The organism is Mesorhizobium sp. WSM4871 (assembly GCF_055811295.1).
Map to the genome: position 1 here is coordinate 1 of NZ_JBVVPU010000034.1, position 12,612 is coordinate 12,612.

Consider the following 12,612-nt stretch of genomic DNA (forward strand, 5'->3'; position numbering starts at 1 on the left):
CCGGGTGTGCGTCACGGCGGCGAAAAGTTCAAAAACTACTGGCAAGGCGACAAGTACGGCCATGCCGATCAGGTCGAAATCATCGTCATCAACGACCCGACGGCGCGTATGGCCGCCCTGCAAGGCAACCAAGTCAACATGATCGACGGGGTTCCGCCGAGGATCGTAGACCTTGTGAAGCGGGTACCCGGCGTGACCATTCAGAATGTTTCGGGGCGTGGCTACCGTAACTTCAACATATTCTGCGACACCACACCGTTCGACAACAACGATCTCAGAATGGCCTTGAAGCTCGCGATGGACCGCGAGGAAATGGTGGACAAGATTCTGCGCGGCTACGGCACAATAGGTAATGACTTCCCGATCAATGCCTCCTACCAGCTCTTTCCCGAGGACATCGAGCAGCGCGCCTTCGATCCGGACAAGGCCAAGTTCCACTATCAGAAATCCGGCCACAGCGGACCGATCCTGCTCAGGACTTCCGAGGCGGCTTTCTCAGGTGCCCCCGACGCCGCCCAGCTCTACGCGCAGAGCTGCGCCAAAGCGGGCATCACCATCGAGGTGAAGCGCGAGCCGAGTGACGGCTATGTGGAGAATGTCTGGAACAAGCAGCCCTTCTTGATGGGCAGCTGGAACGGTCGACCGACGCAGGACCAGATATACTCGACCGTGTATTTGTCGACAGCGCCATGGAATGACACGCATTTCCGCAACGAAAAGTTCGACAAGCTTCTGATCGAGGCGCGCGCCGAATTCGACCAGGACAAGCGCAAGGATCTGTATCGCGAGATAGCCATCATCCTTCGGGACGAGGGCGGCGTGATCGTGCCGATGTTCAACCAATACATCGACGCGACAGGGCCGGGCGTAAAGGGGTTCGTGAAGGACCCTGTGTTTGGCAGTATGGCAAAAGCCCTAGAGCAATGCTGGCTCGAAGCCTGAAAAGGAGTGCTTATGGGCTCGCCCGTCCTGGGGCTGGTTGCCCGGCGCATCGCGCTGGGCATTGTCCTCCTCTTCGCCGTGTCCGTCCTGATCTTCGCGGGCACGCAGGCCCTTCCAGGTGACGTGGCGCAGTCTATCCTCGGTCAGGCGGCAACGCCTGAGGCGCTCGCCAATCTGCGCCGTGAGCTAGGCCTCAACGATCCAGCCATCCTGCGCTATTTCCAATGGCTGGGTGGGATTTTGACAGGCGATCTCGGCACGGCGCTCACCTCCCGACAGGAGATCACCGTAACGCTGATGCCGCGGCTGTGGAACACGCTGTTCCTAGCTTTCTGGGCGGCCGTGACATCAGTTCCGCTTGCCATCCTCCTCGGGCTGCTTGCGGTGCGCTATCGCAACGGTCTGATCGATAAGCTGATTTCGGCGACCACGCTGGCCACGATCTCGCTGCCTGAATTTTTTATCGGTTATCTGTTTATCTTATTCTTTGCGGTGAAGCTGCAGTGGTTCCCGGCTATCTCGACCGTCTATGAGGGTATGCCCTTTCTGGAAAAACTGAAGGCGATCGTGCTGCCAGCCACCACTCTAGTGCTTGTGGTACTGGCGCATATGATGCGCATGACGCGTGCCGCGATACTGAACGTGATGCAGTCGGCCTATATCGAAACTGCGGAGCTCAAGGGCCTTTCCGCCTTCGATGTCATCCGCAAGCATGCTCTCCCGAACGCTGTTGCGCCCATCATCAACGTGGTCATGCTCAATCTGGCTTACCTGGTGGTCGGCGTCGTGGTGGTTGAGGTAGTCTTCGTCTATCCGGGGATGGGGCAATATCTGGTCGACCATGTCGCCAAGCGCGACGTGCCCGTGGTGCAAGCGGTCGGCCTGATCTTCGCTGCCGTCTACATCGGGCTTAACATAATTGCGGACGTCGGCGCGATCATCGCCAACCCGCGTCTGCGGCATCCGAAATAGGGAGGGGCGGATGCTCAACCTCAAGCGCGTCCCGGTCTCAGCTTGGATCGGGCTGATTCTAACAAGCCTGTTTGTTATATGTGCGCTGTTCGCGCCATGGCTCGCCCCCAACGGCAATGGCGAGATCGTGGGCGACGTCTGGGAACCTATGTCGTCTGCGTATTGGTTGGGGACTGACAATCTCGGACGAGATCTGCTCTCTCGAATGATATATGGCGCGCGTACCACTATCTTTATTGCCGGCATGGCCACCGCTTTGTCGTTTTCACTAGGCGCTATCCTCGGCTTTGCGGCTGCGGTAGTCGGCGGTTTAGTCGACATGATAGTGTCAGGCATTGTCGAGCTCTTGATGGCGATCCCTACGCTGATCTTCGCACTCGTGGTGCTGTCGGTGCTGCCCTCCACTGTTGCGACGCTGATTCTTGTAATGGGCATCCTCGGTTCCACCCGCGTCTATCGCCTGTCGCGGGCAGTTGCGGCCGACATCAACGCGATGGACTTCGTCGAAGCAGCTAAGTTGCGGGGCGAGAAACTCGCGTGGATCATTTTCCGCGAAATCCTGCCTAATGCGCTTTCGCCGTTGGTGGCGGAACTCGGCCTGCGATTCATCTTTTCGGTGCTGTTTCTGTCGGCACTCTCGTATCTCGGTCTCGGTGTGCAACCCCCAGAGGCCGACTGGGGCGGCATGGTGAAGGAGAATACAGACGGCATTATCTTCGGGGTTCCTGCCGCCCTCATCCCGGCTGCTATGATCGCCGCCCTGGCGATCTCCGTCAACCTCGTTGCCGACTGGATTCTTACCCGGACCACCAGCCTCAAGGGGGGGCACGACTGATGGCTAAGCTTGAGGCAAAGCCGCGGGGCGAAAACGGTGTCCTGCTCGACATCCACAACCTAAGGGTCGAGGCAACGGTCTTTTCACCGGGCGAAACGGCACGCCAGATCACGCTTGTAGATGGCGTGTCGCTGGCACTGCAGCGAGGCAGGGTGCTGGGCCTGATTGGCGAATCCGGCGCCGGCAAGTCGACCATCGGCCTTTCCTCCATGGGTTATAGCCGAGGTGGCGTTCGCATCACCGGCGGCCAAGTCTTTCTCAACGGCCGCGACATTCTAAAGGGCAGCGTCCAGGATTTGCGCAGGGTGCGCGGCAAAGCGGTCTGTTATGTCGCGCAGTCAGCTGCAGCTGCTTTCAATCCTGCGCGCCGGCTCATGGACCAGGTCGTGGAAGCCGCGCTTCTGCACGGCGTTGCGACCCAGGCTGAGGTGGAGAAGCGTGCGCTCGCCCTGTTCACGAAACTCCGCTTGCCTGATCCCAAAAACATTGCTTGCCGCTATCCACATCAGGTCTCTGGCGGGCAATTGCAGCGTGTCATGACAGCAATGGCGCTCTGCTCCGAACCCGATCTTGTCGTATTCGACGAGCCGACCACGGCTCTCGATGTGACGACGCAGATCGACGTTCTTGCAGCCATCAAGGACGCGATTCGCGACACTGGTGTTGCTGCGCTCTACATCACACATGATCTTGCCGTGGTGGCACAAGTCTCGGACGAGATAATGGTGCTGCGCGACGGTAAGATGATAGAGCACGGCGAAACACGTCAGATCATCGAAATGCCGCGCATGGACTATACCAAAGCGCTAGTTTCGGTGCGGTCCATCGATCACAAGGAAAAAAGGCCCGCCGACAAGTCGATCCTCGCGGTCAAGCAAGTTACGGCCGCGTATGGGGGTGGTGCCGTGAAGGTTCTGCAGGACGTTTCGGTCGAGGTCCATCCCGGTCAGACTCTCGCTGTGGTCGGAGAATCAGGTTCCGGAAAATCAACTCTCGCCCGCGTCATCACGGGGCTGCTTCCGCCCGTCGCCGGAAGCATCACCTTCGCCGGCCGCACGCTCACGCCCAACCTTGCCAACCGATCCAAGGATGATCTTCGTGAACTGCAAATGATCTACCAGATGGCCGATGTGGCGATGAACCCGCGCCAGACCGTCGGAACCATCATCGGCCGGCCGCTGGAATTCTATTTCGGAACGCGCGGACGGGAGCGCGACGCGAGGGTCGCCGAACTGCTCGACGAGATCGAGATGAGCAAGGGCTTCATTGACCGGTATCCGGCGGAGCTTTCGGGTGGGCAAAAGCAGAGGGTCTGCATCGCCCGCGCGCTGGCGTCCAAGCCAAAACTCATCATCTGCGACGAGGTGACGAGCGCTCTCGATCCGCTGGTGGCTGATGGCATTCTGAAACTCTTGCTTCGCCTGCAGAAGATTGAGGACGTGGCCTATTTGTTCATCACCCACGACCTCGCGACGGTGAAGGCTATCGCGGATTCGATCGCGGTGATGTATCGCGGCGGGGTCGTCCGTTACGGTTCGAAGACGCAGGTGCTGACGCCGCCGTTCGACCCGTATACCGAGCTACTGTTATCTTCTGTGCCACAAATGGAGCTCGGTTGGTTGGAGCACGCGATTAACGACCGCCGCATGGAAAGCGCTGGGTACTGAGCTTCGAGAGGCGCGAATCGGAACAAGCTTACCCGTCACGGAACAATGGAGCAACGTTGTGCAACTCGCCGCGTAGCGTCCATCGCGTAACCAGATGAATGCAATATGGAAACTGGATTTGACGCAAGCTGCTGTTGCGGTGATTGTCCGATTAGTGGAGGCGTGAATTGGCGGCATGTTTCGATTTCGCTGAACGTCCGGATAGCGGGACAGCTTCCTCTCGACGACAAGTCCGCCATTGAGGTGATCTGGTGACAAGTATAACTTCAACAGTTCCGCTAACGGATCTTCCATTTCCAAAAACCGAATATGAGCGCCGTCAGCGAAAAGTGTTCGAGGCAATGGAACGGGCCAACCTCGACGCCCTGGTAGTAACCGCTCACGGTCACCTGCAGTATCTCAGCGGCTATGATGGGCGTGGTGGATACTTCATGCCGTTCCCGCTAATCCTCGTACCGGGACAAAAGCCCACATTCGTGGTCCGAGAGTATGAATTGGGCGGCGTCCGGTCGGATAGCTGCGTGGAAGAAATAGTACCTTACAGGGAGCAGTCGGACTTTGTGCCAGTTTGCGCCGCTGCCATTCGGCGGTTCGGCTTGAACGGGAGCAGAATTGGTTTTGAACTCGGCTGCTGGAACCTTGCACCGGCGGATGTTAGTGCGCTTCAGGCGCAACTTCCCGATTGCAAATTTGCTGATGCGACTCGTCTAGTAGCGACGGTGGCAGCTGTAAAGACGGAGATGGAACTCGAAGTCATGCGCTTCGCTATGCAACTGACTGACGTGGCGGTTCGAGTTTTCCAGCAGTCCCTGCGAGAGGGCATTACGGAAGCGGAAGTGGCTGAGAATATTGATGACGAAGTTGAGAAAGCCGGCGGTACAGTACGGGCAACCTCGGCAACGCTATTGTTTGGCGAGCGGACGAAGCTTTCGCATGGCAGTCCCAAGCGCCATCCGATCAGAAAGAACGACCCTGCTTTTATGGAACTTGCCGGTTTGAAGAATGGGTATGCCTGCGGATTGGTCCGCAGCGCTGTACTTGGTCGACATGCCGAAACTGAACTGCTGCACGACCTCTCGATTGAAGCTCTGGAGGCTGCTATTTCCGCAATAAAGCCTGGTGTGACCGCTGGTGAAGTTGATGCCGCCGGAAGAGGGGTCCTAAAGCGATATGGGCATCCTGAGTTTCTAAACCACAGGGTCGGCTACCAAACCGGCATTAACTGGGTGGAGCGCGGTAACATCAGTCTTGAGCCCGGTGCCACAGACGTACTCGAGCCAAATATGACCTTGCACATGCCAATAATTCTATGCGGAGAAAGCGGTTACTTGATTGGAACCAGTGAGCACGTTGTAGTGACCGAGCGGGCTGCAGAAGTGCTCAGCCGCACACCTCATACGCTCTATCGTGCATGATTAGAGCGCGGCCTGTCCCGGCGGGAACGGCCGTTCGGCTCCAACTCATATGTTGCATCAGGCTCAAGCGCGATTTTGCAGTTATCACTTGCCCCCAGCGAATTTTTTGCGCTGTCGAAGCCTATGCGCCGATTCCCTGAGGGACCTGTCTGGCACTTGCTACAATTTCGGCCCCGCGGGAGTATTTGGCTGATCCGATGTTACCGGTGCACAGAGATCGTTAATGAACCTGGATCGAATTGACCGGAAGATTCTCAACGTCGTGCAGCGCAACAATCGCCTTACGACAGAGGAATTGGGCGAGCTTGCCGGACTATCGGCTACCGCTTGTCAGCGGAGGTTAAAGCGACTTCGAGACGCTGGCGTGATTGAAGCGGACGTTGCGATAGTTTCACCGGAAGCCGTCGGTCGGCCCCTGCTCCTGCTGGTATCCATCACTCTCGAGCGCGATCGCGCAGATATCATCGATCGTTTCAAGCAGGCAATTCGGCGGACGCCTGAGATCATGAACGCGTACTACGTTACGGGTGAAGCGGATTTTATTATTACGGTTTCTGCTAAGGACATGGCCGAGTACGAAGCGTTTACCCGTCGTTTTTTTTACGAACACCTCGAAGTAAAGGGGTTCAAGACAACCGTTGTAATGAATCGGATTAAGACGTCTTTTGGTTTGCCGCTTTGCTGAATAGCGTTGCCCTAAGATTTTACGCTCCACGGCCCGGAGGTAGTTGCCTCTAATTCTCTGACATCTCGTCTCAAACCGCGCCGTTACTGGGCCGTGTCCCGGCTGATGGTGTAGGAGGCTGCGCGCGGACCGTCGGCGTAGCGCAGCGCGCGGCCGACTGTGGCGCTGGCGGTCATTGCCGATCTTCGAGAAGGTTCGGGTTGCAATAACTAGGACCTGAAACGGAGATGACGATGACCGATGACAGAATGGCGGTAAGCGGTGCGCCAAGGCACCTGTCCCGAAATCGTCTTGATGGTTAGATCGATCGTTGGTCGGCGCGCCGGCGCCGATCACTTCGGAGCGTCATAACGGGTGACGTAGTGGAGTTCGCGCAGGGCGGGGATGACGAGGGCGATGTCTTTGTACGCCTCGTGCTCGATGAAGCGCGCGGTCTCGGGCCCCGGCCTTGGCTTGCCGAGGACGGGCCTGCCCTTTTTGTCGACGCAGTAGATCAGGATCGGCAGCAGCAGACCGTGGTTGGGGTTGTTGAGGTCGAGTAGCGATTTCCATTTTTTAATGTTGAGATTGATGGCCGCGTAGAACCCCTGGCACCACGGCCGCGGGTCGATGCCGCCGCTGGGCTTGGTAGCGAATCGGGGCGCATAATCCTGCGGTCTGTCGAAGAGCGTCTCGTTGATCCGGTTGTGGATCCTGGCGACGCTGGCAAACACGGCGTGATCGGTTGCAGACCCTTTGGCCAGGACGTCGCGCGGCAACCCCATGAGCGGGCACATCCAGTCTTGCGGGTCCGGGTAGCGCGGCCCGGTGACCGATGCAGTTACGAAGCCATCCAGCGCCGAGACGGTCCGCACCAGCGGGCGGGGGTTGGTCTTGGCGGCCATCCAGGCCTCGAGCGCCGCGTCCGACAGCGCCATGTCATCGATCGCGCTCATGCCGCCAACGGGAGCGGCATCTCTTCGCGGCGCACCCAATTCCATGGCATCAGCTCGTCCCAGCGCGAGGCTGGCCAGTCGTTCTGGATGCGCTCGGTGACATCGGCCATGTAGGCTTCGGCATCGACGCCGCAGAGCTTGCAGGTCTCGATGATGCTGAGCACGACCGCTGACCGCTCTGCCGCGGCAAAGTTACCCGAGAAAAGCCAGTTGCGCCTTCCGACCGTAAATCCACGAATGGCGCGCTCCGCGATCATGTTGTCGGGCTCGAGCTGGCCATCGTAGAGGAAGCGATTGAACGCGCGCCATCGCTTGGCGCCGTAGGCGAAGGCCTTGGCGATATCGGCATGGCGCGACAAACCCTTGCCCTGGCGCATGAGCTGTCGTCGCAGCGCGCGGACCAGTGGTCGGGTCCGACTTCGTCGAGCGGCCAATCGCTCGGAGGGAGGCAGCCCACGTATCTCTTCCTCGATCCGGTAGATCGCCTGGATACCGGCCATGGCCGTCGTGCTGAGCTCGGTCGGCTGACTGTCGTGAACGTCGAATATCTTGCGACGCAGATGGGCCAGGCAGGCGGCTTCGCGAATGGCGCCGCCCTTGTAGAGCTGATTGTAGCCGCTAAAACCGTCGGCCTGAAGCGCGCCAGCAAATCCGGCGAGCTCGGTCATCACGCTCTCGCCGGCGCGGCCCATGGTGGCGCGATACCAGGCGATCGGCGGCTCCTGCGAACCCGAGTTGCGGTCGTCGGCGACGTAAACCCAGAGCGCGCCCTTGTGCGTCTTGCCGTTGCCGGGCGCCAGGATCGGAAGCCGCGTGTCGTCGGTGTGAATCTTGGTGCGGGTACGGCCGATCTCACGGAGGCGATTGTAGATCGGATCGAGCAAGGCAGCGGCGTAGCCGGCGCTACGCGCAAGCGTGGATCGCTCGATATCGACGCCCTTGGCTGCCATCATCTGGGCCTGACGATAGAACGGCAGATGATAGCCCCACTTCGCCATCATGATATGGGCGAGCGCGGCATAGCTGAGCTTGCCGCGTGCAATGGCCTTGGCTGGTGCCGGCGCCTGGATGATTTTATCGCAGGTCCGGCAGCTGTACTTGGGTCGAACGGTCTCCATCACCTGCCAGGCCTGGGCGACCAGATCGAGCATCTCGTCGCTATCTTCGCCCATGGCGCGCATGTCGCCGCCGCAGCCCGGGCAACATGCGCAAGACGGCTTGCGAACGACCCGCTTGCGCGGCAGGTTCGGGTTGAGCTTACGCACCGGCAGCACCCGGACCTTGTCGGTGTCAGCGACGATAGGCAGTTCGAGATCGGGCGCACTGGCGGCGAAATTGGTCTCGATATCTTCGAGTTCGAGCAGCATCTGCCCCAACTTCTCGGACGAGCGGCCGAAGGCCTTGCGGTTGAAGCGATCGATCCGTAGCTGCAGGCGCTGGATGCGAAGTGCGGCCTCGGCGCGCTCTCTTCGCAGCTGCTCATCGCGTTCGGCGATGGTGGTGTCACGGGCAGAAACGGCCGCCTCCAGAAGCGCGATCCGGGCGAGGAAATCAGCGATTGAGGGAGCTTGTTCCGACACCCAAATTACATACCCGAAAGACCTCGTCTACGGAAGCAAAATCGACACAAAATCAATGAGAAACGACCGAATTTAGCCCGCCAGACGCGGTCGATAAATCTTGTTCGGCCGGCGCCAATCGATCCCGTCCAAAAGTAGCGAAAGCTGTGCCTTGGTGAGCGACACGGTCACCTGATCCTTGGTGGTCGGCCAAGCGAAACACCCATCGGAAAGGCGTTTTGTAAAAAGGCAAAACCCCTGGTCGTCATGCGCCAAAATCTTGATGATATGACCCTTGCGTCCACGGAAGCAGAAGATCGCGCCGGAATGCGGGTTGAGCGCGAGCACCTGCTGCACCATCCGCGCCAGGCTGTTTATCCCGCGGCGCATATCGGTCTCACCGCAGCACAAGTAAATCCGGTCGGTCGGCACCACCGTGATCACCTGGTCAACTCCGCCAGTACGATACGCAGCGCCGTTGGATCGACGGTCCCGTCGATCCGCAATCGCGCGCCGTTCGGAAAGGCCACGACGATCCTGCCGGCCGGGTCCGGGCAATCGGCGACGGGGCGTTCGACCTCGGGCAGATCGTTCACGTCGATCCGCGCGAAAGTTGCCATCGCCCGATCGGCCTCGAGCTCGCCGCCGGCCATCTGCTTGCGCCAGGCATAGAGTTGGGATGGGGCTACGCCGAACGCTTCCGCGACCTCCGTCACCGAGGACACCGCCGCGCTCGCCAGGTCGACCAACGCGCGCTTCTCCGTGCAACTCCACAGCCTCCGTTGCCGCGAGCGCCCGGGCATCGTTGCACGATCTTCGGCCGGTGCGATGCCGCTAAACTCGGCGACCACATCGCCCCTTGCATGTTCCAATGTCATGGCCCAAAAACTCCATGTTCACCGGCCTATTGCAAGGTGCCTTGGCGCATCGCTTACGAATGGCGCTGATCGAGCTGGTTGAGAAGCAGGCCGATGGCGACCTCATGCGCGACATCCTGGCCTTTGCGGCCGAGCGGATCATGGAACTGGAGGTCGAAGCGCGGGCGGGCGCGGCGAAGGGGGCGCGCTAGCCGCTGCGGAGGTGCAGCGGAACGGATATCGATTGGGACACCCGTGCGGGCCGGATCGCGGAGATCCCGAAGCTGCGCAAGGGAAGTACTTCCTGCTTCCTGGAGCCGCGCCGGACGGCCGAGAAAGCCTTGGTGGCTGTGATACAAGAAGCCTATGTCCACGGCGAGTCCGCCATCGGCGCGGACGCCCAGTGCGATATGGATGGCTTTGTTGCGAACCATCCCTTCGTCCCGGATCTTGACCCGGATCGAAATGAGCGGATAAACCGGATCGAGCGGGCGCTGCTGCCAAGTGGCGACTTCATCGAGCACGGCGTCCGTCACCGTGCTGATCAGATCCGGCGACACGTCGATGCCATACAGATCATGCAGGTGCCCCGTGATCTCCCGGGTGCTCATGCCGCGCGCATACATTGACACGATCTTTTCGTCGAAGTCGGGGAAGCGACGCTGATACTTGGCGATCAGCTGCGGGTCGAAACTGGCCTGGCGATCACGCGGTATGTCGATCTCCAGCTTGCCGGTCTCCGTCGTCACGGTCTTGCGGCCGAAGCCGCTACGCGTATTGCCAGCGTCTTCGCCGCTCGCCAGATGATTGGTCCATCTCCGCGTTCAAGGCGCGCTCGGTCAGACCTTTCTTGGGCGAATCCAGCAGGCCGCCCTGTTCGAAGGCTGCACTGGCTGCGCCTCCCGCCAGAAGCTGGTCGAGAAGATCATTTGGTATCGCAGGGTCTTTGGGTCAGGTCATAGTGGGAATCCTTTTTACCCATTATGCCCTATAGCGCGACAATCTGGGAGAGACGCCGTATTGCCTCACCCTGGAATGCTCCCGAATGATTTCCGTTGCCTCACCATAATGTTCCCCAGGGCCGGGTTTGGATCAATGCGCCATCGGCTCGATTGCCGGCTCGACGTGCATTGGCCCAAACACCATCGCGTGTGCTTTTTCCTTCCGCCAGATCTTCAAACGGCGCTGCAACGTGCGCAGAAGTTGATCAGGATAATTGCCCCGGCTGCTCCGCCTGCAGGCGCACCAGTAATTCGCGGCTCGTCCGCCACGGCTCTTCGTCGAACCACGCGCGCAGCTGGCCCGTGACCTTCACCAGCGGATCCGGTCGCCGACGACCCCGCTTTTGCTTCGGCTTGGCTCTTGCGGTTGGACGGATTTCCCCTTCCTGCGCACCCCACGCGGCATCGACCGCGCCGTCTTCGCCAAGCTCGTCGCCGGCGACTGGATCGACCGTCATGAGAATTGCCTGGTCACGGGCGCAACCGACCTGGGCAAGAGTTGGTTGGCCTGCGCGCTCGGTCACAAGGCCTGCCGCGACAATCGATCGGTGCTCTATCATCGCGTCCCGCGTCTCTTCGAGGCGCCGCCCTGGCACGCGGCGATGGACGCTACGCCCGCCTGCTCAAGACGCTCGGCCGCGTTCAGCTCCTCATACTCGACGACTGGGGCCTGTCGGTTCTCAATGCCGCCGAGCGCCGCGACCTCCTGGAGATCCTCGACGATCGCCATGGCCGCGCTTCCACAATCGTCACCAGCCAAATCCCCGTCCAGCACTGGCACGACGTCATCGGCGATCCCACCCTCGGCGACGCGATTCTGGATCGCCTAGTTCACAACGCTCACCGCCTTCAACTCACCGGAGAAAGCATGCGAAAACACAGCGCTCGCGCCCACGCTCTTGACGCAGCCGCAAACACCTGAATCAATGAACAAGTCGGTCGAAGCGGCCGCTCATGATCGCGTGAAATACCTGCTCACGATCAAATGAAATGAGCGCTCACCATCGCGTGAAATGGCTGCTCACAATCAGCGAAATGCACACCCCGACGAGCACAAGGGCCTGCGCGACGCCGCCCGCGATGCGCATTCCTGGATGCGCAATGCGCTTGCTCATGCGCAGACGAAGGATCGTGTCCCGCGGCGTGGTGTAGCTGGCGGCATTGGTCGCCGTGCTCTCCGGCATGGGCCGGGCTGATCAGCGCGCCACGGCTGGCAGGCTGATCAGGGGATCATCGCTCATCTGGCTGATCGTTTCCAGGGTCATATATCTGGCCCGCTGCACTGCCCATTCATCGTTCTGTTCGAGCAGGATTGCGCCGACGAGGCGCACGATCGCATCGTCGTTCGGGAAGATTCCGACGACCTCGGTGCGCCGCTTGATCTCGCCGTTGAGACGCTCGATCGGATTCGTCGAGTGCAGCTTGGCGCGATGTTCCTTCGGGAAGGTCATGTAGGCCAGCACGTCGGGCTCGGCGTGCGTCCATGATTGTCGCCAGCTTCGGCACCTTCGGCCGGATCTGGTCGGCGACGGCGCGCCATTGGGTGCTGGCGGGGTCTCTTGGGCAAACGCGGTGGCGATGAAGGCTGAGACGACCCTGCGGCCGCTCTTGCCGGCATGGGCCAGCACGTTCCTCATGAAGTGGACGTTATGCCGACGTCGGCATAACGTCCATTATGCCGATGTCCGGATTATGCCGACCTTGGGGGTGGATGTCGGCTTCGGAGGCGGTGATCGCTGCGATG

The 12,612-nt window shown here is 60.1% G+C and carries 12 protein-coding genes and 4 pseudogenes; 8 read left to right on the forward strand and 8 right to left on the reverse strand.

Going from position 1 to position 12,612, the window contains the following annotated elements; genetic code table 11:
* From AC0L2H_RS32040 to AC0L2H_RS32065, 6 genes are all read left to right on the forward strand, one after another.
* On the forward strand, positions 1–942 hold a 942-nt coding region (locus tag AC0L2H_RS32040; RefSeq protein ID WP_473593658.1), incomplete at its 5' end, for an ABC transporter substrate-binding protein.
* A gap of 12 nt (positions 943–954) precedes the next feature.
* Entirely contained in the window at positions 955–1,914 is a 960-nt protein-coding gene (locus tag AC0L2H_RS32045; protein ID WP_019863436.1) for an ABC transporter permease, read from the forward strand.
* A 10-nt stretch (positions 1,915–1,924) separates the two neighbouring features.
* Positions 1,925–2,749, forward strand: a complete 825-nt coding sequence (locus AC0L2H_RS32050; RefSeq protein ID WP_019863437.1) for an ABC transporter permease — start codon at positions 1,925–1,927, stop codon at positions 2,747–2,749.
* Positions 2,749–4,416, forward strand: coding sequence for an ABC transporter ATP-binding protein (locus AC0L2H_RS32055; protein WP_019863438.1), 1,668 nt, complete (start codon positions 2,749–2,751; stop codon positions 4,414–4,416). The genes AC0L2H_RS32050 and AC0L2H_RS32055 overlap by 1 nt, the downstream gene beginning before the upstream one ends.
* Before the next feature lie 251 nt (positions 4,417–4,667).
* Positions 4,668–5,831, forward strand: coding sequence for a M24 family metallopeptidase (locus tag AC0L2H_RS32060; RefSeq protein ID WP_019863439.1), 1,164 nt, complete (start codon positions 4,668–4,670; stop codon positions 5,829–5,831).
* 223 nt (positions 5,832–6,054) lie between these two features.
* Positions 6,055–6,516 carry an Lrp/AsnC family transcriptional regulator gene (locus tag AC0L2H_RS32065; RefSeq protein WP_019863440.1) on the forward strand — a complete coding sequence of 154 codons (462 nt, stop codon included), beginning with the start codon at positions 6,055–6,057 and terminating at the stop codon, positions 6,514–6,516.
* 332 nt (positions 6,517–6,848) lie between these two features.
* On the opposite strand, the gene AC0L2H_RS32070 is transcribed toward AC0L2H_RS32065, so the two are convergent.
* From AC0L2H_RS32070 to tnpA, 4 genes are all read right to left on the reverse strand, one after another.
* Positions 6,849–7,451, reverse strand: coding sequence for a UPF0149 family protein (locus AC0L2H_RS32070; protein ID WP_019863442.1), 603 nt, complete (start codon positions 7,449–7,451; stop codon positions 6,849–6,851).
* Positions 7,448–9,031 carry an IS66 family transposase gene (gene tnpC, locus AC0L2H_RS32075; RefSeq protein ID WP_019863443.1) on the reverse strand — a complete coding sequence of 528 codons (1,584 nt, stop codon included), beginning with the start codon at positions 9,029–9,031 and terminating at the stop codon, positions 7,448–7,450. The genes AC0L2H_RS32070 and tnpC overlap by 4 nt, the downstream gene beginning before the upstream one ends.
* A 72-nt stretch (positions 9,032–9,103) precedes the next feature.
* The gene (gene tnpB / locus AC0L2H_RS32080) at positions 9,104–9,454 is read right to left on the reverse strand and encodes an IS66 family insertion sequence element accessory protein TnpB (protein ID WP_019863444.1); all 351 of its coding nucleotides are present in this window, start codon (positions 9,452–9,454) and stop codon (positions 9,104–9,106) included.
* Complete coding sequence (gene tnpA, locus AC0L2H_RS32085) at positions 9,451–9,888, reverse strand: IS66-like element accessory protein TnpA (RefSeq protein ID WP_019863445.1); 438 nt, start codon at positions 9,886–9,888, stop codon at positions 9,451–9,453. The genes tnpB and tnpA overlap by 4 nt, the downstream gene beginning before the upstream one ends.
* 14 nt (positions 9,889–9,902) lie before the next feature.
* Here tnpA and AC0L2H_RS32090 point away from each other — a divergent pair.
* Positions 9,903–10,265: pseudogene (locus AC0L2H_RS32090) on the forward strand (transposase); the annotation flags it as partial.
* Here the strand turns inward: AC0L2H_RS32090 and AC0L2H_RS32095 are convergent.
* Positions 10,206–10,803: pseudogene (locus tag AC0L2H_RS32095) on the reverse strand (transposase); the annotation flags it as partial. The pseudogenes AC0L2H_RS32090 and AC0L2H_RS32095 overlap by 60 nt on opposite strands.
* Positions 10,804–10,959: 156 nt before the next feature.
* A pseudogene (locus AC0L2H_RS32100) lies at positions 10,960–11,269 on the reverse strand (transposase); the annotation flags it as partial.
* Here AC0L2H_RS32100 and AC0L2H_RS32105 point away from each other — a divergent pair.
* Positions 11,255–11,790: pseudogene (locus AC0L2H_RS32105) on the forward strand (ATP-binding protein); the annotation flags it as partial. The pseudogenes AC0L2H_RS32100 and AC0L2H_RS32105 overlap by 15 nt on opposite strands.
* Before the next feature lie 76 nt (positions 11,791–11,866).
* Here the strand turns inward: AC0L2H_RS32105 and AC0L2H_RS32110 are convergent.
* Complete coding sequence (locus AC0L2H_RS32110; protein ID WP_019863449.1) at positions 11,867–12,052, reverse strand: hypothetical protein; 186 nt, start codon at positions 12,050–12,052, stop codon at positions 11,867–11,869.
* A gap of 12 nt (positions 12,053–12,064) precedes the next feature.
* The gene (locus AC0L2H_RS32115; RefSeq protein ID WP_080643877.1) at positions 12,065–12,505 is read right to left on the reverse strand and encodes a transposase; all 441 of its coding nucleotides are present in this window, start codon (positions 12,503–12,505) and stop codon (positions 12,065–12,067) included.
* Positions 12,506–12,612 lie beyond the last annotated feature (107 nt).